This is a genomic window from Methylobacterium sp. AC433 (assembly GCF_979253015.1).
In genome coordinates, this window is the sequence record NZ_CEEDBN010000001.1 from 215,070 (window position 1) to 235,868 (window position 20,799).

Here is a 20,799-nt window from a genome sequence, read left to right on the forward strand (position 1 = left end):
CCATGAGCCTGGGGCGGGACCATCTCCCGCCCCAACCGGGCGGACACGGCCCGGAAGGCCACAATGGGGAAGGCGCCGATCGTGCCTTCTACGGCCGCCGCAAAGGCAAGCGCCTGCGCGCCGGCCAGGAGCATCGCCTGGCCGAGCTGCTGCCGAGGCTTCGCCTGAGCCTGCCGCCGGCCGGCCGGCACCTCGATCCGCCGAGCCTGTTTCCGGTGCCGGTCGACGAGGTCTGGCTCGAGATCGGGTTCGGCGGCGGCGAGCACCTCGCCGCCCAGGCGACCGCCCATCCCCGCACCGGCATCATCGGCGCCGAGCCCTTCGTGAACGGCGTGGTCAAGCTCCTGCGCGCGGTGGACGAGGCCAGCCTGCGCAACGTCCGGGTCTGGGACGAGGACGCCACGGCCCTACTCGCCGCCTTGCCGGACGCCAGCCTCGCCCGGGTCTACCTCCTCTATCCCGACCCCTGGCCGAAGCGCCGGCAGCGCAAGCGCCGCTTCGTCTCCGACACCGCCCTGGCCGAGATCGCCCGCGTGCTCCGGCCCGGCGGCGTGTTCCGCTTCGCCAGCGACATCGACGACTACGCGGGCTGGACCCTCGTGCGCGCCGCGCGCTGCCCTGGCCTCGCCTGGACCGCCGAGGCGGCTCCCGACTGGATGCGGCCCTGGTCCGACTGGCCCGGCACCCGCTACGAGGCCAAGGCCCTGGCGGCGGGGCGTCCGCCGAGCTACCTCGAGTTCCGCCGCGTCGAGCCCTAGCGCCGCGGATCCCGGGCCGCCGTCATCCTTTTGATGGGGTTGTTCGGGAAACACGCATTCCCCATCTCAGCCCGGCCTTGTCCCGCTCGGTCTTCGGTTGTCAGATGGACGCCGATCGCGTCCGAGCCTGTCGGCGGAGCGCGGCCGCGAGTCCATGACACGACGTCGGACCCGCTGAGCGAGGATGTGGCGTGCACGACGCTTCGGACCAATCTTCCACCGCGGGCGTCGGAGCGGACCCGGCCTCGGAGCCCGATCCGGGACCGGATGCCGGGCCGGGTCGGGATCTGCACGGCACCGCCTTCGCGCAGGCCCCGATCGGCATCCTCGTCGTCGATGGGGCCGGGCTCATCCGCGAGGCCAACCCCCACCTCTGCGAACTCCTCGGCTACGCGCCCGGCGCGCTCGACGGGCGCGCCCTCTCGGTCCTCGGCGCGGTGGCCCAGCGCGTCTGCATCCGGCGCTGGCTGCGCGCGGACGGCACCGGCCTCGACATGCGCATCCGTCCCTCGGCAAGGCGCGACGACCTGCAGGTCCTCGTCGTCGAGGCGGTCGATCCCGACGAGGTCGTGCGGGCCGAGGAGAACCGCGCCGCCCTGACGGCGGCGGGGCTCGGCGAGTGGCGCTACGATTTCGCCGACGGCCGGGTCGTCCTGTCGCGCCGGGCCGCCCACCTCCTCGGCCATGCCGCCGACGGCCCCGTCACCTGGGGCCTCCTCCAGGCCGCCATGGAGGGCGGCGAAGTCGCCCGCATCCGCGCCCAGGTCCGCGCCGCCCTGCGCGAAGCCCGGCCCTTCGCCTTCGAGTGCCGCCTGCGCCGCGCCCGCGACGGCGCCGCGATCGATGTCGAGGTCCGGGGGCAGGCCGTCCCGGCGAGCGAGGGGGCCGCGCGGCCGGCGACGCTGGTCGGCGTGGTGGAGGACGTCACCACCCGCGTCGAGGCCCGCGAGGCCCTGCGCGCCGGCGAGCAGCGCCTGCGCATCGCCACCTCGCTCGCCGCCCTCGGGATCTTCGAGTGGCACATGCTGGACGACCACGCCGTCTGGGAGAACGAACGCATGTTCGCGATCTTCGGGCGCAGTCCCGCCGACGGCGCCGTGGGAAAGCGCGAATTCCTAGAGACCCTGCTCCACCCGGAGGACCGTCCCGGCTTCCGCGCCGCCATCACGCGGGCCCTGCGCGAAGACAGCATCCTGTCCGTCTCGGGCCGCATCCGCCGCAGTGACGGCGCCTGGCGGACCCTGGATTTCGCCGGACGCTTCGAGCGCGACGCCCCCGACCGCCTGCCGCGCCGCCTGATCGGGGTCGTGGCCGACGTCACGGAGCGCCGGCTCGCGGAGGAGCGGCAGACCCTGCTGATCCGCGAGCTGCACCACCGGGTGAAGAACACCCTGGCCACGGTGCAGGCCATCGTCGGATCGACGGCCCGCACCGCGTCCAGCATCGAGAGCTTCTACGAGGCCTTCGTCGGCCGGATCATGTCGCTGGCCCACACCCACTCGGTCCTCACCGAGGACACCTGGCAGACGGCATCCCTGCGGACCCTGCTCGCCAACGAGCTCAAGCCCTACGCGGAGGGCGCCCTGGACAACACGGCGGAGCGGGACGCCCGGATCCAGCTGTCGGGGCCGCCCGTCGACATGTCGTCCGAGATCGCGGTGCCGATCGGCATGGCGATCCACGAGCTGACCACGAACGCCGCCAAGTACGGGGCGCTGTCGACCCGCGACGGCCGGGTCGCGATCACCTGGGCCCTGGAGGCCGGCGGTCCGGCCGGCACCCTGCACTTCACCTGGGTCGAGAGTGGCGGCCCGGCGGTCAGCCCGCCCACGCGCCAGGGCTTCGGCTCGCGGCTGCTCCAACGCGTGCTGACGGCGCAGGTGCGGGCCGAGGTCTCGATGGACTACCCGCCGGAAGGCTTTGCCCTGACGATGCGGGCGCCCCTGCCGATCCGCAACGCGGCGCTCAATCCGCTCGCGTGAGGGCGCCGAGGCGCCCGGCCCCTGCGGTTCAGGCCGCGCCGCGGCTGTCGCTCTCCCCGCCCGCCTCGACGAACGCCTTCAGCTCGTCGAGGGAGCCGAAGGTGAATCGGCCGCGCGGCGTGTCCGCCTCGATCACGCCGGTGGAATACATCACGTAGGTGTTGCCGCCCGAGGCGTAGGTGCCCACGACCTGCGGCTCCTCCTCGACGGCGGGCGCAGCCTCCACGGGCAGCGGCTCCGGGGCCGGTTCCGGCTTGTCGGCCGGCCCCTCCACCAGCTCGCCGGTCTCGACGAGGGACGGGCGCAGGGCGACGGGTTCGGGCGCAGGACGGGGTGCAGGCTCGTGCACGGGCTCCGGCTCGGGTTCCACGAACAGGGGCGCGCTCGCCGGCGGGGCCGCCGGCTCGGGCGCCGGGCGCTCGAACAGGTCGTCCTCGGTCGCGCGCAGCTCCGGTTCCGGTGCGGACTCGGCAGCGTGCGGACGATCCAGCGGCTCCTCCGCGGGCAGCAGGTTCGGCAGCAAAGGCTCGGCGGCGGACGGCTCGGGTGGCTTCGGGGCCGGATCGAGGAAGGTCGGCTCCAGGCCGGGGCGGGTGGAGGCGACGCCCAGGTTCGCACCCAGGCCTGCACCGGCGCCCAGGCTCGCGGCGGTGGCGGCCAGGCTCGGCCGGGCGCGGTGGGGGACGCCCGAGCCGTCCGTCGCCGAGCCGGTGGCCCCCGGCTCGAACGGAGCGAGCCGGGGCGACGCGGCTGGCGCGTCGGCGAGGGACTGCGCCAGGCTGCGCAGGCGGGCCGCGACCACCGCCAGGCCCAGCACCACGGCGCCGGCCGAGGCCGTCGTGGCGCCCGCGATGGTCATGGCGAGGCCGCTCTCCAGCCGGACGAAGGGGAAACCCTGGATGACCGATACGATGCCGCCGACGATCATGACGGCGGCCAGCGCGAACAGCGCGATGCTCATGGACTTCTCGACAAACGCCTGCACCTTCAGGTGCGGGGCGCACACTAAAGGCCTGGGAGGCATTTGCAAAATGCGCGGCCGGCCGCCCGGCGCGGCCGCGCGGGCCGCCGTCCCATCGATGGTGGTCGACTTCGCCCCGGCATCGACTTACGTAACGGCGCGTTGGTGCGAGGGTCGCGCGCAGCTCGCGCGACGTCCCCCGTCCAATGTCTCACGAGCCGGAGAGTTGCCCATGACCTTCACCCTGCCCGAACTGCCCTACGCCTACGACGCGCTCGGCCCCTACATGTCGAAGGAAACCCTCGAGTTTCACCACGACAAGCACCACAAGGCCTATGTCGACACCGGCAACAAGCTGCTCGAGGGCACGGGGCTCGAGGGCAAGAGCGTCGAGGAGGTCCTGACCTCGGCCTACGGCAACAACCAGCCGCTCTTCAACAATGCCGGCCAGCACTACAACCACATCCACTTCTGGCAGTGGATGAAGCCCAATGGCGGCGGCGCCGCCCCGGGTGCCCTGGCCAAGAAGATCGACGAGGATCTCGGCGGCTTCGAGAAGTTCAAGGCCGACTTCATCCAGGCCGGTATCGGCCAGTTCGGCTCGGGCTGGGCCTGGCTCGCCGTCAAGGACGGCAAGCTCGCCATCATGAAGACCCCGAACGGCGAGAATCCCCTCGTGCACGGCGCCAAGCCGATCCTCGGCGTCGACGTCTGGGAGCACTCCTACTACATCGACTACCGCAACCGCCGGCCCGACTACCTCAAGGCGTTCATCGAGAACCTAGTGAACTGGGAGCACGTCGAGAAGATGTACGGCGAAGCCACCGCGTAAGACCCAGCGATCTCACGGCCTCGCCGCGAGGCTCGGGACAGGCTCGTCCTCTCGGAGGACAGGGCCGTCGCCGACGGAGGCCGGTTGACCGGACTTCGCCGGCGGCACGCCGTCACCCGGGAGCCGCGCAGCGGAGTCCGGGATCCGCAAACGCAGGTGGTGCGAGCGTTCGCACGGTCCGGCGGCTCCGGATTCCGGGCTCGCCTGCGGCGACCCGGAATGACGGCGCGGTGTCCTGGGCGATTGCCCCGTCGAAGGCGAGGCGGACCCGCTTCGCAGGGGCGGATTCTCCCGGTCCGGCGATCGCCGATGGCGGGCCGTCCGTCGGTGCGAGGCGCCAGGCGCCCGTCCATCGAACGGTTCCGCGTTTGCGCCACGCGCGGCGGCATGGTCTAGGCCTCGCCCGACACTCCCAAGCCCCGCGTCCCGGCAGTCCCGATCCATGATCCGCAGCATCCTCTCCGTCGGCGGCTGGACGCTGGTCTCCCGCGTCACCGGCTTTGCCCGCGACGTGGTCATGGCCGCGATCCTGGGGGCGGGGCCGCTCGCCGACGCCTTCGTGGTGGCGTTCCGCCTGCCGAACCACTTCCGGGCGATCTTCGGCGAGGGCGCCTTCAACACCGCCTTCGTGCCGAGCTATGCGAGCCTCTCGGAGCGGGAGGCGGCCGACCCCGAGGCCGGTGCGGCCCGGCGCTTCGCGGACCGCATCTTCACCCTGATGCTCCTCGTCCAGATCGCCTTCCTGGCGCTCGCCATGCCGGCGATGCCCTGGGTGGTGCGGGCCCTGGCGCCGGGCTTCTCCGAGGACCCGGAGCGCTTCGCGCTCGCCGTGTCGCTGACCCGGATCACCTTCCCCTACCTCCTGTTCATGACGCTGGTGACCCTGTTCTCCGGCATCCTCAACGCCCATCGGCGCTTCGCCGTGGCGGCCGGCGCGCCGGTGCTGCTGAACCTGTCGATGCTGGCCGCCCTGGGGCTCGCCGCGCTCTTCCCCAACGCCGCCTACGCCGCCGCCTGGGGCGTCACCGTCTCGGGCGTGCTGCAGTTCGCCCTGGTCTGGTGGGATTGCCGGCGGGCGGGCATCGCCCCGACCCTGACGTCCCCGACCCTGCGCGACCCGGCGATGCGGCGCTTCTTCACGGTGCTCGGGCCGGCGGTGATCGGCTCGGCCGGCTTCCAGATCGCCTCCTTCGCCGACACCATCATCGCGAGCTTCCTGCCCACCGGCGCGGTCTCGGCCCTGTACTACGCCGACCGGCTCTACCAGCTGCCCTTCGGCGTCATCGCCATCGCGGCCGGCACGGTGCTCCTGCCGGAGATGAGCCGGCGCATCGCCGGGGGCGACGTCGCCGGGGCGCACGCGGCCCAGAACCGGGCGGCGGGCTTCTCCCTCGCCCTCTCGGCGCCCTTCACGGTGGCCTTCCTCACCCTGCCGGCCCTGGTCATGACGGCCCTGTTCCAGCGCGGCGCCTTCGGGGCGGAGGACGCGGCCCGGGCCGCCTCGGTCCTCGCCGCCTACGGCCTGGCGCTGCCGGCCGTGGTGCTCCTGCGCAGCGCGCTCCCGAGCTTCTATGCCCGGCAGGACACGATGACCCCGCTCATCGCCTCCCTCACCGCCATCGCTATCAACGTCGCCCTCAAGGTGGTGCTGACCGGACCCTACGGCGTCACCGGCCTCGCGATGGCCACCGCCATCGGCCAGTGGGTCAATCTCGGCCTCCTCGTGGCCCTGGCCTGGCGACGGGGCTGGATGGCGCCGGGCCGCACCCTCGGGGTCACCGCCCTCGGCGTGGTGGTGGCCTGCCTCGCCCTCGCCGCCACCGCCCGCTACGGCCTGCCCGTGGCCGAGGCCCTGGTGCCGGCCCTGCCGCACCTGCGCGAGATCGCGGTGCTGGGCCTGCTCGGGCTCGCCGGAACGCTGGTCTACGCGGGATTGTTGTTGGCGACGCTGCGCCTGTTCGGGGTCCGCCTGCGGCGCGCTTGAGGAGCCCGCATGGCCGAATCCCCCCGCATCGCCGTCTTCGACGCCTACGGCACCCTGTTCGACGTCCATGCGGCGGTGGCGCGCCACGCGGACGCGATCGGGCCGGACGCCGCGGCCCTGTCCGAGACCTGGCGCGCCAAGCAGCTCGAATATTCCTGGGTGCTCGGCCTGATGGGGCGGCATGTCCCGTTCTGGGGCCTGACCGAGCAGGCCCTGGACTATGCCCTGGCGCGCCATCCGGCGGTCGACCGGGCGCTGCGGCCCCGGCTCCTCGACGCCTATCGCGATCTCGACGCCTATCCGGAGGTGCCCGGCACGCTCCGGGCCCTGCGCGCGGCGGGCTGGCAGACCGCGATCCTCTCCAACGGCGACGCATCGATGCTGGAGCGGGCGGTGGCCTCCGCCGGGCTGGCGGACGCGCTCGACGCGGTGCTCTCGGTGGAGACTGCCCGGACCTTCAAGACCGCTCCGGCCGCCTACCGCATCGCCACGGACCGGTTCGGGGTCGAGCCCGGCGCCGTGCTGTTCTGCTCCTCGAACCGCTGGGACGTGGCCGGCGCGGCCGCCTTCGGCCTCCGGCCGGTCTGGGTCGACCGCAAGGGCGTGCCCGACGAGTACCCGGACCATCCGCCGGATCGGGTGATCGGAAACCTCGAGGCCCTGCTCTGAGGATGTGCCCCGGGCGGCGTCCGGGCCGCCCGATTGCGGCGTTCAGGCCGCCCGGTTGCGGCGTTCAGGCCGCCCGGTTGCGGCGTTCAGGCCGCCCGGTTGCGGCGTTCAGGCCGCCCGGATGGTCGCGAGGAACTGCGCGACCTGCCCGCCGAGGGCGTCGGACTGGCGCGCGAGGGCGGAGGCCGAGGCCAGCACCTGGGCGGCGGCGACCCCCGTCTCCTCGGCGGCCCCGGCGACGCCCGCGACGTTCTGGGTGACCTCTCCGGTCCCGACCGAGGCCTGGGCGACGTTGCGCACGATTTCCTGGGTCGCCGCGCCCTGCTCCTCCACCGCCGTCGCGATCGAGGTCGCCACCTCGCTGATCTCGCGGATGCGTCCGGTGATGCCACCGATCGCCTCCACCGCCTGGCCCGTGGAGGCCTGGATGCGGGCGATCTGGCCGGTGATCTCGTCGGTGGCCCGGGCCGTCTGGTTGGCGAGTTCCTTCACCTCCGCCGCCACCACGGCGAAGCCCCGGCCCGCCTCGCCGGCCCGCGCGGCCTCGATGGTGGCGTTCAAGGCCAGCAGGTTGGTCTGGCCCGCGATCGTGCTGATCATCGCCACGACGTCGCCGATGCGCTGGGCCGCCTCGCTGAGGTCGCGCACGAAGGTCGCGGTCTGGCCGGCCTCGGACACCGCCTCGCGGGCGAGGGTGGCCGAGCCCTGGACCTGGCGGCCGATCTCGTCCACCGAGGAGCCGAGCTCCTCGGCCGCCGCCGCCACCGTGGTGACGTTGGAGGAGGCTTCCTCGGCGGCGGCCGCCACCGTGACCGAGCGGTGAGCGGTCTCGCCGGCATTGGCCGACATGCTGCCGGCGGTGGTCTGCAGCTGCGTCGCCGCCGTGCCCACCTGGGCCACGACACCGCCCACCACCGCCTCGAACTGGTCGGCGAGGTCGCGCATGGTCTGCCGGCGCAGGGCCTCGGCCCCGGCCCGGGCCGCCTCGGTCTCGGCTTCGAGCGCGCGGGTGCGGATGATGTTGTCCTTGAAGACCTGGACGGCCCCCGCCATCGCGCCGATCTCATCGCGGCTCCCGGTGCCCGGCACGACGATCGTCGCGTCGCCGTCGGCGAGGCGGCCCATGGCGTCGGTCATGCGGCGCAGGGGGCGGCTGACGCCGAGGGCGAGGCCGATGGCGGCGCCGGCCGCGATCAGCAGGGCGACGCCGACCAGGATCGCGGTGGTGAGGAGGGCGGTGTCGTAGGTGTCCTGAGCCTGCGCGCCGCTGGCGGCGGCGCTGCGTTCCTCGTACTCGACGAGCTTCTGGAGCGGGCCGAGCACCGCGTTCACCCCCGTCGACATCTCGGTGTTGTAGATGCGCTGGCCCGCCGCGCCGTTGCCGGCCTTCACCAGCGCGATCACGGATTCCTGCAACGCCTTGTAGGCGGCCCAGTTCGTCTGGAAGCTGTCATAGAGGGCGGCCGCTTCCGGCGATTTCGGCCGCGCGGCGAAGGCCTGCAGGTGGCCGTTCATCTCGGCTTCGCGCTTGGCCAGGGTCGCCGAGACCTCGTTGCGCAGCTCCGGCGTATCGGCGGTGATCAGCCGCGCGCCGTTGGTCCGGGTGCGCAGCACCAGCACCTGGATCTTGCCCAGCAGCTGCACGTTCGGGAGACGTTCGTCGCGCATCTCCCGCGCCACCGCGTTCACGGCCCGCAGCTGCATCAGCGCCGATCCGCCGATCACCGCCACGAGACCGAAGACGAGGCCGAAGCTGAGGAACAGCTTGGTGCGGATGGAGAGCGCGCGGAGGGACATGCGGCGAGGAGCCCGTCTGGAGGAAGGCCTCGCATCATTCTTCAGAGGCGTTAAAAATTTCCCCGGATTCACCTGGCGAGGGCGAAGTTCACCGTGAGTGACCATCCTGCACGGGCGTCTTAGATTGAATAGTCAAGGTGATAGTTTCCAGTTCGACTGATGAATGACCAGCGTCATTCCACGTCCGTCCGGGCTCTTCACCGACTGGCTCGTATAATCCGCCGTGCCCGAAATCCCGGCGTACTTGCCCGTTCCGCCGATGAAGACATGCGCGCCTTTGGTGCCTTTGGCCTCGTAGGTGGAGAAGATCTGATCGCCGTCGGCGTCGCTGTCGATGCAGGAGCCGCGGTTCAGCGCCTCGCTGCCGACGACCTCGCGCATCCCGATGCAGCGGGTGCCCATGTTGTTGAACATCGGGCCGCCGGCGTCGTTCCGGGTGATCCCGGAGCTGTCGTAGGTCGTCACCGTGCGCTCCCCGAGCTTCATCGTGACGAAGGAGGAGGTGACGTAGGTGGTGGAGTAGCTGTCGGTGCCACTGCGTGGCAATTCGGCGGCGTGCGCGAAGGGCGCGGCCAGCACGGCTGCGGACAGGAAGACCCAATGTCGTGACATGATGATCAAGCCTCCGTCTGAGAACAGGCGTAAAGACACTCGCATCGATTCGATGTCGAGCAATCATGATCGCGACAGGAATACATGACAACTGAAAATTTTGAATCCTGTACTCGAAAACAGGTTTATCTCCCTTTTCGCGACTGTCGATGAGCGCGCAGCGGGTGTTCTGTCCTAGTGGCAATCTTTGCGGGATTCGACCGAGCCGTTCCGTGGGTCAGGATCGGCCGAGGGCGGCCTCGATCAGCCGGACGCCGTCGGCGCTGTCCCACTCGGCCGGTCCCTTCATCACCCCGAGGGTGCAGCCCCGCCCGTCGACCAGCAGGGTCGTGGGCAGGCCGAGCGACCCCGTGGCCTTCTGGACCGCCGGCAGGACGCGCCCGCCCGGATCGGCATAGTAGGCCAGCCGGGCGATGCCGTTCTGCTTGAGCCAGGCGGGCGGCGCCTCGAGGTTGCGGGTGTCGACGTTGATCGCCACCACCGTGAAGTCCGGTCCGCCGAGGCGGCCCTGGAGCCGGTCGAGGGCCGGCATCTCGGCCTTGCAGGGCGCGCACCAGGTCGCCCACAGGTTCAAGAGGCGCAGGCCCGTCACGCCCGCCAGGGTGGCCTCGGCGCCCTCCGGTCCCCGGAAGGCGAGGGCGGGCGCGGGCACCGGCGGGGCCGCGACCTGCAGGGCGGCGACCTCCCCCCGGGCCAGGGGCGCGATCCGGGCCGCCGCGGCGGCCGAGTCCGCGCAGGGACCGGCGGAGTTGCCGCCGGTCGAGCCCGTCCCGTATACGGCAAGCCCCGCAGCGGATGCGGCGACGAGGACGGCCCCGGCGATCAGCGCGGATCGGCGGCCGGGCATCATCGTTGCGTCCGGGGACGGGCGGGCAGGGCGGCTGGAAGGACGTTTGAGAACATGAGCAACCGGATGTGGGGCGGGCGCTTCGCGAGCGGTCCCGCCGAGATCATGGAGGAGATCAACGCCTCCATCGGGTTCGACAAGCGCCTCGCGCCCCAGGACATCCGCGGCTCGCTGGCGCATGTGGCGATGCTGGGCGAGGCCGGCATCCTGCCATCCGCCGATGTGGCCGCGATTCAGGACGGTCTCAAGGCCGTGCGCGCGGAAATCGAGTCGGGCGGCTTCGTGTTCCGCCGCGAACTCGAGGACATCCACATGTCCGTCGAGAGCCGCCTCACCGAGATCGTCGGCCCGGCGGCCGGGCGTCTGCACACGGCGCGCTCGCGCAACGACCAGGTCGCCACCGACATGAAGCTGTGGGTGCGCGACACCCTGGACAGCCTTGACGCGCAGGCGGCCGACCTGCAGCGGGCCTTGGCCGAGAAGGCCCTGGCCCATGCCGGCACGGTGATGCCTGGCTTCACCCACCTGCAATCGGCCCAGCCCGTCACCTTCGGGCACCATTGTCTCGCCTACGTGGAGATGCTGGCCCGCGACCGCGGACGTTTTCGCGATGCCCGCGCGCGGCTCAACGAGTGTCCGCTCGGCGCGGCGGCGCTCGCCGGCACCTCCTTCCCCATCGACCGGCACGCCACGGCCGCGGCCCTGGGCTTCGACCGGCCGACCGCGAACTCCCTCGATTCCGTGGCGGACCGCGACTTCGCCCTCGAGTCGCTCGCCGCCGCCTCGATCTGCGCCGTCCATCTCTCGCGCTTCGCCGAGGAGCTCGTGGTCTGGACCTCGGCCCAGTTCAACTTCGTGAAGCTGTCCGACGGCTACACCACCGGCTCGTCGATCATGCCCCAGAAGCGCAACCCGGACGCGGCGGAGCTGGTGCGCGCCAAGGCCGGCCGCGTCATCGGCGCGCTCACCGGGCTCCTCATCGTGATGAAGGGCCTGCCGCTCGCCTATTCGAAGGACATGCAGGAGGACAAGGAGGGCACCTTCGACGCCCTCCAGGCGCTCTCCCTGTGCCTGGCCGCCATGACCGGCATGGTGCGCGACCTCGCGCCCAACGCGCCGGTGCTCGCCCGCGCCGCCGGCTCCGGCTACGCCACGGCGACCGATCTGGCCGACTGGCTGGTGCGCGAGCTCGGCCTTCCGTTCCGCGAGGCGCACCACGTCACCGGCCGCCTCGTCGGCGCGGCCTCCGCCCGCAATGTCGGGCTGGAGGAGCTCTCGCTGCCGGAGATGCAGGCGGCCGAGCCGCGGATCACGCAGGCGGTCTACGCCGTGCTCGGCGTCGAGAACTCGGTCTCGAGCCGCACCAGCTACGGCGGCACCGCGCCGGACAACGTGCGGTCGCAGGCGGAGCGCTGGCTCGCGGCGCTCGGGCAGGCCTGAGGCGAAAAGAACCGGACTCGGGGCAGGTGCGTTCACGGCTCAGCTATGTGATGCTGTGTAGGACCCTGACCCGAGCCCCTCGGAGATCTCCCCATGCCCTCTGAAAGCTGGATTGCGCCGGATGACGTCCCCGCCCTCGCGGCCGAGGCCACGGCCCTGATCGACGCGACCCTGAGCCGCCTGCCCGAAGCCGACCGGGCCGCGTTCTGGGCCTCGGTGCGCAAGTGCTACAACACGCCCTACAACGACCCGAAGCCCCGCGCGCTGCCGCGCCTGCGGGTGTCCGACGCGTCCGAGGCGGCGGGTCCCGCCCCCGCGGACGGCCCCTCCCTGGCGACGCTGGCCGCCCCCGCCCTCGCGAGCGTGATGGCGGCGCTGCCGGGCGTCTTCTCCGCCGAGCCCCACGCCGCCTGAGGGTTGCGGGTCGCGCAATCCTGAAACCGGCGCCCCGCGGCGCCGCACATCCGGACGGTCGGCCGGGTCTCCCGGCCCGGCGATGTCCCGAAGGGTCTTCCATGGTTCCTGTTCTGCGACACGGCCTCCGGCTCGGGGCCGCCCTCCTCGTCCTGTCCGGTCCCGCCGCCCTCGTCGGCGCCCCCCATCCCCTCGCGGTCGGCCGGGCTCAGGCCCAGGAGGCCGCCCCCGAGGAGGCGCAGGCTCCCGGACGCAAGACATCGCGCCGGGGGCGCGAGCGGGCGTCGAAGGCTGCCGTGACGGCGCCCGGCATGCAGCAGGCGACGCCGGTGGCGATCTTCGGCGACTGGAACGTCTTCGCCAACGGCCAGGGCAAGGCCCGCGTCTGCTACGCCATCGCCCAGCCGCAGACGCGCTCGCCCAAGACCCTGAAGCGCGACACGGCCTACCTCTTCGTCACCGTGCGCAAGGCCGAGAACGTCGCCAACGAGGTCGCGGTGATGCTGGGCTTCCCGGCCAAGCCCGCCGGCAGCCAGGCCAAGGCCAATGCGGGCGCGGCGCCCACGGATCCGACCCTGAACCTCGGCGCCACCCGCTACGGCCTCGTCACCAAGGACAACAACGCCTGGCTCCAGAACCCGGCGGAGGAGACCCGCGTGGTGACCGAGATGACGCGCACGCCGAAGCTCCAGATCAAGACCACGTCGCTGCGCGGCAATCCCACCAGCGACGAGTACGCCCTGGCGGGGTTCGGCGACGCGATGAAGCGCGCCCGCGAGGAGTGCAAGTAGGAGGGCCTACGTCACCGCCCGGGCCGCCTCGGCCCGGATCGCCGCGAGGGTGAGGTGGGCCGGCGGGCCGTCGCCGGCGAGGTTCAGCCCGTCGGCCCCGGTGGCGAGGAGGAGCGACAGCGCCTCCCGCAGCGAGGCCCCGGACGCGATCGCGGGGGCGTCCGGCAGGGAGCCGGGGCTCGCCAGGCTCCCGGCGGGGATGAGGGCGAGACGGCGCAGCGCCCGGTCCTGCCCGACGAAGCCGGCGACGAAGGCATCGGCCGGCGCGGCCAGGAGGCGCTCGGGGCGGTCGGCCTGGACGATGCGCCCCGCGCGCATGAGCACGACGCGGTCGCCCATCCGCATCGCCTCGTCGATGTCGTGGGTGACGATCAGCACGGTCTTGCCCAGGCGCCGCAGGATGGCGCCGATCTCGGCCTGCAGGCGGTCGCGGGCGACGGGGTCGACCGCACCGAAGGGCTCGTCCATGAGCAGGACCGGCGGGTCGGCGGCGAGCGCCCGGGCGACGCCGACGCGCTGGCGCTGGCCGCCGGACAGTTCGTGCGGGCGGCGCGCCCGGTACTGCGCCGGATCGAGGCCGACGAGGTCGAGCATCGCGTCGACCCGCGCGGCGATCCGCGCCCGGGGCCAGCCGAGCAGGCCCGGCACGGTGCCGATGTTGTCGGCGACGCTGCGGTGGGGAAACAGGCCGACGCCCTGGAGCACGTAGCCGATGCGCCGGCGCAGGGCGACGGGATCGCCCCGCATCACGTCCCGGCCGGCGACCAGGACGCGGCCGGCATCCGGCTCGACCAGCCGGTTGACCATGCGAAGCGTGGTGGACTTGCCGCAGCCGGACGGGCCGATCAGGGCGCAGACGCTGCCCTCGGCGACGGCGAGGTCGAGGGCGTCGACTGCGGGGCGCTCGGCTCCGGCAAACCGCTTGCTGACGCCCTCCAGGCGGATCACGGGGCCGGCGCGCGGCCCGGCGGCCGGGGCCTCAGCGGCTCATGCACTCAGCAACCCTTGCACTCTGCGGCCCTTGCATTCAGCAGCCCTTGCAGATCGAGCCCATGGTGGTGCGCATCTTGGTGTCCCAGGCCTTGTCGCGGGCGGCGGAGGCGCGCTGCGCCTTGGCCATGTCGCCCTCGGTGGAGGCGCGGGTATAGGGGGTCTTGCCCGCCTCGGCGCGGCCCGGCGGCTTGGTCACGCCGGTCGGGGCGACGTTGCGCTGGGGCGTGCCCGAGGACGGCTGCGCCAGGACCGGTGCGGCGCCGAGGACGAGGGCCAGGACGGAGGCGGCGACGATGCGGGACATGATGGCGGGGAATCCCTGACAGGTGACGCGGTGCCGGGACGACCGAACGTGACAAGTCCCGCGACCCGCTGATCCCGTGCATCTACGACGGGGACCGTTCAGGATTATGGCATCTCGGCCGCACGGCGCGAAGGACGGGCCGGGCAGCGCGTGCGAAATGGCACCCGCGTCGGGCGCCATCGGATCGGACCGTGCTCAGGGTCCGCTGAGGAAGCCGATCCGCTCCCGCGCCGGCTGGCCGAGCCAGAGCAGGACGGCGCCGATCACGAGGGCGATCAGGGCGGCCGGCGCCAGGGTCAGGGGCAGGACCAGGATCTTCCAGAGCCAGGGGGCGACGCTCTCCACCGTGCCCTGGAGGGCGTTCGCCCGGTCCTTGAACAGGGTGAAGGCGAGGTCGCTGACGCTGGTGACCCGCAGGCCGTTGTTCGCGATGGAGCGGGCCCCGTCATAGACGAGGCAGACGAAGCCCGCCGCGAGGAAGACGAGGCCGAGGAAGCGGCTGAGGAAACGGACCATCGCACCCGATCGCACCCGCCGGCATCCGCGCCGGCCGAAGGGCTGAGTAGGAGGGCGCGCCGACGGGCGCAAGCCACCGAGGTCCCGGCCCGCCGGCCGCGCGGTTTGCGCCGGCTCGCGTTCGCGCCATATGCGGGCACGGGGCCGCGCGGCAGGCGGGGTCCGGCCGCAACCCAAGACCCGACCCGAGCCCATGCGCGACGCCTCCACGCTCCTCGATCCCGCCGACCCCTTGCCCGCACCCGGCGAGACCGCACCGCCCCTCGGTCTGGTGATCTTCGATTGCGACGGGGTGCTGGTCGACAGCGAGCCGATCAGCCTGGCGCGCCTCACGGCCGGCCTCAACCGCATCGGCGTCCCCATCGACGTCGAGACCGTGCGGGCGCGCTTCGCCGGCACCTCGATGGCCTCGATCATGGGCCACATCGCGCAGGATTACGGGATCGCGGCGCCGGAGGGCTTCGTCGAGGCGGTGAAGGCGGACACCCTGCGGGCCTTCGACACGGAGCTGCGCGCGGTGGCGGGCGTCGCCGCGGCGGTGTCCGCCCTCGGCCTGCCCACCTGCGTCGCCTCCAGCAGCGACCCCGTGCGGCTGCGCCATTCCCTCGGGCTCACCGGGCTGCTGCCGCTGTTCGAGGGACGGATCTTCTCCTCGACCATGGTGGCGCGGGGCAAGCCGGCACCGGACCTGTTCCTGCACGCCGCCGCCACGATGGGCGTGGCGCCCGAGGCCTGCCTCGTCATCGAGGACAGCGTGCCCGGGGTCACGGCAGCCCGGGCCGCCGGCATGCGCGTCGTCGGCTTCAGCGGCGGCGGTCACTGGACCCACGACCCGGCCGCCGCGGACCTGACCCGGGCCGGCGCGGCCCGGATCTTTCGCGATTATCGGGACCTCGCCGCCGTCATCGCGGCCGCCTGAGGGGGGTCGCGAAGGAAGCACGTGTGCCGGGGACCGGGCGGGGCCGTTTCTGCCACGGACTGTGCTGCATTCGGAAGATCGATCCGTTGACGAAACGCAGCGGGATGAGCATCTTTGAGACGTTCGGCGACGCCACTTCGTGTCGCCGGGCCGCGGTGATTTGAAGTGTGTAGCTTGCGCCGCGTCATCAAACGCTAAAGCACCGCGATGCGCTCGCGCCTCGTGGTCCTTCTTGGAAAGGATGACTTGCCGTGACTGTCTGCAACGCACGCTGGCTGCGGGGCGATGCCTCGCTCCCCCCAATCTCGGATCTCCGGTCCCAACGCGGATGCTGTCGACGCTGACCGCCCCGTCGCGTCCCACCATTCGTCTTTCGCCGGCTCCGCGCCGGCTACCGGAGTCCTTGTCATGCCCCATCTTCAGATCGAGGCCGAGCGGGCGCTGAATCGCCTGCACGCGGTCCCCAGCTTCGTGGATCACCGGGCGGAGCGCGCCCGCAACCGCCTCCATGCCGAGCCCGCCCCGGCCCGGATCATCGAGATCGGCGAGGTCACCGCCGGGATCGCCGTCCCGGAACCCGGCGGCGTGCGCTTCTTCTCGTCGAGCCGCGACTTCGCCCCCCTCGACGGCACGGTCTTCCGCAGCGTCGAGCAGGCGGCCCGCGCCGCCCGGGACCGGTTCCGCAGCCGGACCCGTCCGGCCGCCGGCGCGCGGGCGCCCCGGCTCCAGGCCGTCTGACGGGACCGGGCCGCCCGCCTCAGACCGGCCAGGCCGCGTCGCGGTAGGCCCCGTCCCAGAACAGGTATTCGAGGCGGGTGGCCTGGGCGTAGGCGTGGTGCATGCGCGCCCGGACCTCCGGCGAGGCGCCCCGGGCCGCCGCGTCCGTGGCGGCGATCATGGCGGCCACCGCCTGGGCGAAGTCCTCGCCCGCATAGGTGTCGATCCAGGCGCGGTACGGGTTGTCGGCCCGCGCCCGGGAGAAGATGTCCCGGCCGATCTCGGCGTAGATCCAGAAGCACGGCAGCAACGCGCCGAGCACGACTTCGTAGGGCTCCGCATAGGCGGTGGCGACGAGGTAGGAGACGTAGTGGTCGCAGGGTGGCGAGAGCGGGGTCTTGGCGAAGGTCTCGGCGTCGATGCCGTAATCGCGGAAGAAGCCGCCGTGGAGCGAGCGCTCCACCACGATGGCGGTCTCGGCCGCCCGGGCGAACTGCACCATCCGGTCCGGGTTCGGCGCCTTGGCGGCGGCCAGCGCCAGGGCACGGCCGAAGCCCACGAGGTAGTGCGCGTCCTGCACGATGTAGTGGATGAAGCGCGCCCGGGTCAGGGTACCGGCGGCGAGCTCGGCGTTGAAGGGCATGGTGCGGATCGCCTCGTAGGCCGCCGCGTTGCGGGTCCAAGCGTCCGGTGAGAAAGCGTCCCGTGAGAAAGCGTCCGGTGAGAGGACGTCCGTCATGCCCGGCTCTCCCGCTCGAAGGACAGGGTGACGCCGTGGCGGGCGCGGGCTCCCGGCGCCAGCAGGCGCTGCGAATCCCGATCCTTGAGGTCGCCGGCGAAGCCCGCCCAGTCGGCGTGCCCGGTCCAGCATTCCAGCGAGAGGAACGGGGCCGTCGGCTTGGTCCAGACCGCCAGATGCGGGAAGTCCGACACCGCGAGGCGGATCGCCGTGCCGTCGGGTCCGGTGAAGCGCATCCAGGCACTCGCCGCATCCCGGAAGACCAGGGCCTCGGTGAAGAGGGCCGGATCGAGGGGCAGGGTGTCGCCCGCCAGGGGAATCGGCCGCTCGTCGCGCAGGAGCAGGCCGCCCGGCCCGACCTCCGGCGCGAAGGGGCGCTCCGGGTGCTCGAAGCGGACCGCGTAGCCGCCTCCGGCCGCGCGGGTGCCGCCGGCGAAGGGCCAGGGGAAGGCCGGGTGGAATCCGAGCCCGTAGGGCAGGGGCACCGTGTCGGTGTTCTCGATCCAGATCTCGAAATCGAGGAGCCCGGGGCCGACCCGCGCGGTGATGTCGAGGCGGAAGGCGTAGGGGTAGTGCACCCGGGTCTCTTCGCTGTCGGTGAGGCGCAGGCTCACGCCATCCTCGGACCGCTCGATCACCGTGAAGGGCAGGTCGCGGGCGAAACCGTGCTGGGGCATCGGGTAGGCCGCCTCGCCCACATGGACCGTGGCGTCGGTGGAGGCGCCGACCACCGGGAAGAGCCAGGGCGCGTGCCGGTTCCAGTGCGCGGGGTCGCCGCTCCAGAGATACTCGCGGCCTCCGACCTGCCAGGAGACGGGCTCGGCCCCGTCGGCGTCGATGACCGCCTGCGTGCCGTCGCCGGCCGTGATCGTGATCCGTTCGCCCATCTGCGTCCTGTCGTCCGGCTGGCCGCCCCCAGCGCGAGGGCGGCGGGAGAGATCCTCAGCGCGCCTTCAGCACCGCCCGGCAGGCGGCGGGAAGCGCCGCCATCGTCATCGGCGGCCTCGGACGCGGCGGCTTCGTCGCGGGCTTCGGGTTCATGATCGCGTCGCTGAACCAGTAGGCCAGCTCCTCGCCGCAGCCGTCGCCGGAGGGCGGCGGCGCCTGGTCGCCGCACTGGTCCTGGCCCGCCGGGCAGGCGAGGCGGATGTGGTAATGGTAGTTGTGCCCGTACATCGGCCGCACCTTCGAGAGCCAGGCGCGGTCGCCGCCGGCCTCGCGGCACAGGGCCTTCTTGATCGCCGGGTTGACGAAGATGCGCGCCACCTCGCGCTCCTGCGCCGTCATCCGGATCAGCTTGAGGTGCTCGGGGGTCCAGACCTGCGGGTCGATGTCGAGGCGGTCGGCGCGGACCACGTTGGTGGCGGAGGTCTCCTCGCGCTCGGTCCGGCTCATGCGGTGGTCGGGCATCGGGGTGAGCCAGATGTCGGCGTCGAGGCCGAGCTGGTGCGAGGCGTGGCCGGTGAGCATCGGGCCGCCGCGGGGCTGCGACATGTCGCCGACGAGGAGGCCGTTCCAGCCGATGCGGGGCGCCTTGGCGGCCAGGCGTTCGAGGAAGTCCACGAGGGGCGGGGTGCCCCACATCCGGTTGCGCGACAGGCGCATCACCTGCCAGTTCGGCCCGTCGACGGCCAGCGCCTCGCCGCCCGAGAAGCAGCCCTTGGCGTAGGAGCCGTAGGCGTGGGCGGGGCCCGGCGCCGGGGTGGTGGCGCGGCCGAACAGGGCCTTGGCCGGCGTGTCCGGCGCGTCCGGGTTGGCGAGCGGCGGCAGGGGCTTCGGGTTGACGCTGCCCCGGTCCTGGGCCTGGGCGGGCAGGCAGAGGCCGAGCAGCAGGAACGTCGCGAGGCGAAGGCGAAGGGTCAGCGGAGGGCTCCCGGGATCGCGTCCCCGCCGGGCGGGGCGCCGAGGATCTGTGACGGGCGAGGGGTCGAGGTCTTGTGAGCGGTCGAGGTCTTGTGGGGGTCGAAGTCTTGCGAGGAGTCGAAGTCTTGTGGGGGTCGAAGCCTTGCGCCCACGCTAGTCCATCGGGGATCGCTCCGTCGAGGGTCCGCGGCGCCGCCCTATTCCACCGGCGCCACGGCGATCCGGATCGTGTCGGCGGGCGCGCCGCTGATCAGGAGGGTGATCGGCGCGGTGCCGAGCTGGAACCGCACGCTCTTGGCGAGCATCGGGCAGCCGGGGTGCATCGTGCTGGCGGTCGGGGGGCGCGTGGTCCGGCCGTCCTGGCTGACATCGATCCAGGCCCGGTCGGACAGGGTGACCTGGTAGGCGCCGGGGGCGAGTGGCGCCTCGAGGTGCAGCACGCCGCCGTAGGAGCCGGGCTTCGGCTCCCGCGAGGGCGCGAAGGGCGGGGCGACCTCGCCCTGCGGCTTCAGGACCAGGATCGCGGCCGGCATCGCGCCCGGCAGGGTGCCGCCGGCCTCGACCCGCGGCAGGCCCGCGGCCGAGAACCAGGCCTGCTCGCGCAGGAGCGACCAGTCGAACTGGCTGCAGGCCGCCGGGTCCGCGGCCGGCAAGGCGCCGGGCTCGCGGGATGGCGGCTCCTGCGCCCAGGCCACGGGGGCGGACAGGGCGAGGAGCGCGATCGCGGCGAGACGGCGCATCGTCCTCAATCCACCGCGACCAGCACGTCGGAGGACTTCACCACGGCGTAGGCCTCGCCGCCCACGGTCAGCTTCAGGCTGTCGACGGATTCGTTGGTGATCGAGGCGGTGACCAGCTGGCCGCCGGCGATCTCGATCTTCACGTGGGCCGTGGTGGCGCCCTTCTCGACCGAGACGACCTTGCCCTTGAGGACGTTGCGTGCGCTGATCTTCATGACGGCGGATTTCCTACCTTGTCCCGGCCCGGACGGATGGGGCCGGCGCGGCGGGACGATGCCGTCCGGGCCGGCGCGGTGCAAGCCGTCCGGCTGCAACCCAGCACCGGAGCCCACGCGACCGTGATCCGGCTCACGGGTCCTCGTCCGCCTCCTGCGCGCTCTCCTCCTCCGAGACCCGCCGGCGCGAACCCCATTCGGCGAGGACGGCATTGAGGTCGTCGAGCACGAAGTGCCGGGCGCTGTCGCGGTCGTAGCCCTCGTCCAGCAGGGTGTCGTACTCGGTGAAGACGTGGCGGGCATAGGCCACGAGGGCGAGCCAGGCCGCGTTGTCCGGACGCGCGTTGCGCAGGCCGGGACTCGCCAGGGCGCGGTCGATCACGGCCTCCGTCTCGAAGTCGGGCAGGCGCGGGGCAAGCTGCGCCAGGGCCGCCGCCACGGCGTCCCGCCGGTTCATCGCCCGTCTCCCATCAGCGCCGTCCTCCGCCCGTACCGCTCGGGCACGGGGTGCGCGACGACGCCGGAAAAGTCCACGCCCGCCCGGATGCGGGCTCGCCTCCGAACCCGGCCGGGCGCGAGTGATTCGATGCTGTTTACAATGTTTCTCGCCGCCGCGGCGGACTGGTCTGTGCCAGGATGGGGTTTCGAGAGGGCTGCGCACTTCACCCCTCCGCAGAGACCACGTAGATGATGCGTCACGACTGCC

Annotated in this window: 23 protein-coding genes; 10 read left to right on the forward strand and 13 right to left on the reverse strand. The window is 72.6% G+C overall.

All coding sequences use genetic code 11. From position 1 onward, the window contains the following. Positions 1-2 precede the first annotated feature (2 nt). Both trmB and AC0IWM_RS01015 read left to right on the forward strand, forming a co-directional pair. A complete protein-coding gene (gene trmB / locus AC0IWM_RS01010) occupies positions 3-758 on the forward strand; it encodes a tRNA (guanine(46)-N(7))-methyltransferase TrmB (RefSeq protein WP_471752667.1) in 756 nt (251 codons plus the stop codon). Between the two features lie 191 nt (positions 759-949). Next, positions 950-2,740: an HWE histidine kinase domain-containing protein gene (locus AC0IWM_RS01015; protein WP_471752668.1), complete on the forward strand. Its 1,791-nt coding sequence runs from the start codon at positions 950-952 to the stop codon at positions 2,738-2,740. A gap of 28 nt (positions 2,741-2,768) precedes the next feature. Here the strand turns inward: AC0IWM_RS01015 and AC0IWM_RS01020 are convergent, their stop codons facing one another. Then, the gene (locus tag AC0IWM_RS01020; protein WP_471752669.1) at positions 2,769-3,701 is read right to left on the reverse strand and encodes a hypothetical protein; all 933 of its coding nucleotides are present in this window, start codon (positions 3,699-3,701) and stop codon (positions 2,769-2,771) included. A gap of 232 nt (positions 3,702-3,933) precedes the next feature. Here AC0IWM_RS01020 and AC0IWM_RS01025 point away from each other — a divergent pair, with 232 nt between their 5' ends. From AC0IWM_RS01025 to AC0IWM_RS01035, 3 genes are all read left to right on the forward strand, one after another. Then, the gene (locus AC0IWM_RS01025) at positions 3,934-4,533 is read left to right on the forward strand and encodes a superoxide dismutase (RefSeq protein ID WP_056471824.1); all 600 of its coding nucleotides are present in this window, start codon (positions 3,934-3,936) and stop codon (positions 4,531-4,533) included. A gap of 442 nt (positions 4,534-4,975) precedes the next feature. After that, the gene (gene murJ, locus AC0IWM_RS01030) at positions 4,976-6,517 is read left to right on the forward strand and encodes a murein biosynthesis integral membrane protein MurJ (protein ID WP_471752670.1); all 1,542 of its coding nucleotides are present in this window, start codon (positions 4,976-4,978) and stop codon (positions 6,515-6,517) included. A gap of 9 nt (positions 6,518-6,526) precedes the next feature. Next, complete coding sequence (locus tag AC0IWM_RS01035) at positions 6,527-7,186, forward strand: haloacid dehalogenase type II (protein ID WP_471752671.1); 660 nt, start codon at positions 6,527-6,529, stop codon at positions 7,184-7,186. Positions 7,187-7,294: 108 nt separating this feature from the next. Here the strand turns inward: AC0IWM_RS01035 and AC0IWM_RS01040 are convergent, their stop codons facing one another. The 3 genes from AC0IWM_RS01040 to tlpA form a co-directional block, all read right to left on the reverse strand. Continuing rightward, positions 7,295-8,983, reverse strand: a complete 1,689-nt coding sequence (locus AC0IWM_RS01040; protein WP_471752672.1) for a methyl-accepting chemotaxis protein — start codon at positions 8,981-8,983, stop codon at positions 7,295-7,297. 132 nt (positions 8,984-9,115) lie between these two features. Then, entirely contained in the window at positions 9,116-9,658 is a 543-nt protein-coding gene (locus AC0IWM_RS01045; RefSeq protein WP_471752673.1) for a hypothetical protein, read from the reverse strand. A 154-nt stretch (positions 9,659-9,812) separates the two neighbouring features. After that, a complete protein-coding gene (tlpA, locus tag AC0IWM_RS01050) occupies positions 9,813-10,442 on the reverse strand; it encodes a thiol:disulfide interchange protein TlpA (RefSeq protein ID WP_471753084.1) in 630 nt (209 codons plus the stop codon). Between the two features lie 54 nt (positions 10,443-10,496). On the opposite strand from tlpA, the gene argH reads away from it, so the two are divergent. The 3 genes from argH to AC0IWM_RS01065 all read left to right on the forward strand — a co-directional run bounded on the left by argH (position 10,497) and on the right by AC0IWM_RS01065 (position 13,087). Then, positions 10,497-11,882, forward strand: coding sequence for an argininosuccinate lyase (gene argH / locus AC0IWM_RS01055; protein ID WP_471752674.1), 1,386 nt, complete (start codon positions 10,497-10,499; stop codon positions 11,880-11,882). Positions 11,883-11,975: 93 nt separating this feature from the next. After that, positions 11,976-12,296 (forward strand): hypothetical protein, encoded by a 321-nt coding sequence (locus tag AC0IWM_RS01060; protein ID WP_471752675.1) that lies wholly within the window; start codon positions 11,976-11,978, stop codon positions 12,294-12,296. A 101-nt stretch (positions 12,297-12,397) separates the two neighbouring features. Further along, entirely contained in the window at positions 12,398-13,087 is a 690-nt protein-coding gene (locus tag AC0IWM_RS01065) for an invasion associated locus B family protein (protein WP_471752676.1), read from the forward strand. Positions 13,088-13,093: 6 nt separating this feature from the next. Here AC0IWM_RS01065 and AC0IWM_RS01070 read toward each other — a convergent pair whose 3' ends face one another. The 3 genes from AC0IWM_RS01070 to AC0IWM_RS01080 all read right to left on the reverse strand — a co-directional run bounded on the left by AC0IWM_RS01070 (position 13,094) and on the right by AC0IWM_RS01080 (position 14,900). Further along, positions 13,094-14,035: an ABC transporter ATP-binding protein gene (locus tag AC0IWM_RS01070; RefSeq protein ID WP_471752677.1), complete on the reverse strand. Its 942-nt coding sequence runs from the start codon at positions 14,033-14,035 to the stop codon at positions 13,094-13,096. A gap of 79 nt (positions 14,036-14,114) precedes the next feature. Next, the gene (locus tag AC0IWM_RS01075; RefSeq protein ID WP_471752678.1) at positions 14,115-14,384 is read right to left on the reverse strand and encodes a hypothetical protein; all 270 of its coding nucleotides are present in this window, start codon (positions 14,382-14,384) and stop codon (positions 14,115-14,117) included. A 195-nt stretch (positions 14,385-14,579) separates the two neighbouring features. Continuing rightward, positions 14,580-14,900, reverse strand: coding sequence for a hypothetical protein (locus AC0IWM_RS01080; RefSeq protein WP_056471791.1), 321 nt, complete (start codon positions 14,898-14,900; stop codon positions 14,580-14,582). Between the two features lie 193 nt (positions 14,901-15,093). Here AC0IWM_RS01080 and AC0IWM_RS01085 point away from each other — a divergent pair, with 193 nt between their 5' ends. Next, positions 15,094-15,819 carry an HAD family hydrolase gene (locus AC0IWM_RS01085; protein ID WP_471752679.1) on the forward strand — a complete coding sequence of 242 codons (726 nt, stop codon included), beginning with the start codon at positions 15,094-15,096 and terminating at the stop codon, positions 15,817-15,819. A gap of 408 nt (positions 15,820-16,227) precedes the next feature. Then, positions 16,228-16,557 (forward strand): hypothetical protein, encoded by a 330-nt coding sequence (locus tag AC0IWM_RS01090; RefSeq protein ID WP_056471785.1) that lies wholly within the window; start codon positions 16,228-16,230, stop codon positions 16,555-16,557. A gap of 19 nt (positions 16,558-16,576) precedes the next feature. Here the strand turns inward: AC0IWM_RS01090 and AC0IWM_RS01095 are convergent, their stop codons facing one another. The 6 genes from AC0IWM_RS01095 to AC0IWM_RS01120 form a co-directional block, all read right to left on the reverse strand. Further along, the gene (locus AC0IWM_RS01095) at positions 16,577-17,275 is read right to left on the reverse strand and encodes a TenA family protein (RefSeq protein WP_471752680.1); all 699 of its coding nucleotides are present in this window, start codon (positions 17,273-17,275) and stop codon (positions 16,577-16,579) included. Beyond that, entirely contained in the window at positions 17,272-18,162 is an 891-nt protein-coding gene (locus AC0IWM_RS01100) for an aldose 1-epimerase family protein (RefSeq protein WP_471752681.1), read from the reverse strand. Before AC0IWM_RS01100 ends, AC0IWM_RS01095 begins: the two co-directional genes overlap by 4 nt. A gap of 55 nt (positions 18,163-18,217) precedes the next feature. After that, positions 18,218-19,138, reverse strand: coding sequence for a penicillin-insensitive murein endopeptidase (gene mepA / locus AC0IWM_RS01105; protein WP_471753085.1), 921 nt, complete (start codon positions 19,136-19,138; stop codon positions 18,218-18,220). A 197-nt stretch (positions 19,139-19,335) separates the two neighbouring features. Beyond that, positions 19,336-19,878: a hypothetical protein gene (locus AC0IWM_RS01110; RefSeq protein ID WP_471752682.1), complete on the reverse strand. Its 543-nt coding sequence runs from the start codon at positions 19,876-19,878 to the stop codon at positions 19,336-19,338. Between the two features lie 5 nt (positions 19,879-19,883). Continuing rightward, positions 19,884-20,093 carry a TOBE domain-containing protein gene (locus AC0IWM_RS01115; RefSeq protein WP_055948660.1) on the reverse strand — a complete coding sequence of 70 codons (210 nt, stop codon included), beginning with the start codon at positions 20,091-20,093 and terminating at the stop codon, positions 19,884-19,886. Between the two features lie 133 nt (positions 20,094-20,226). Next, a complete protein-coding gene (locus tag AC0IWM_RS01120) occupies positions 20,227-20,550 on the reverse strand; it encodes a DUF2293 domain-containing protein (RefSeq protein WP_471752683.1) in 324 nt (107 codons plus the stop codon). Positions 20,551-20,799: the final 249 nt, after the last annotated feature.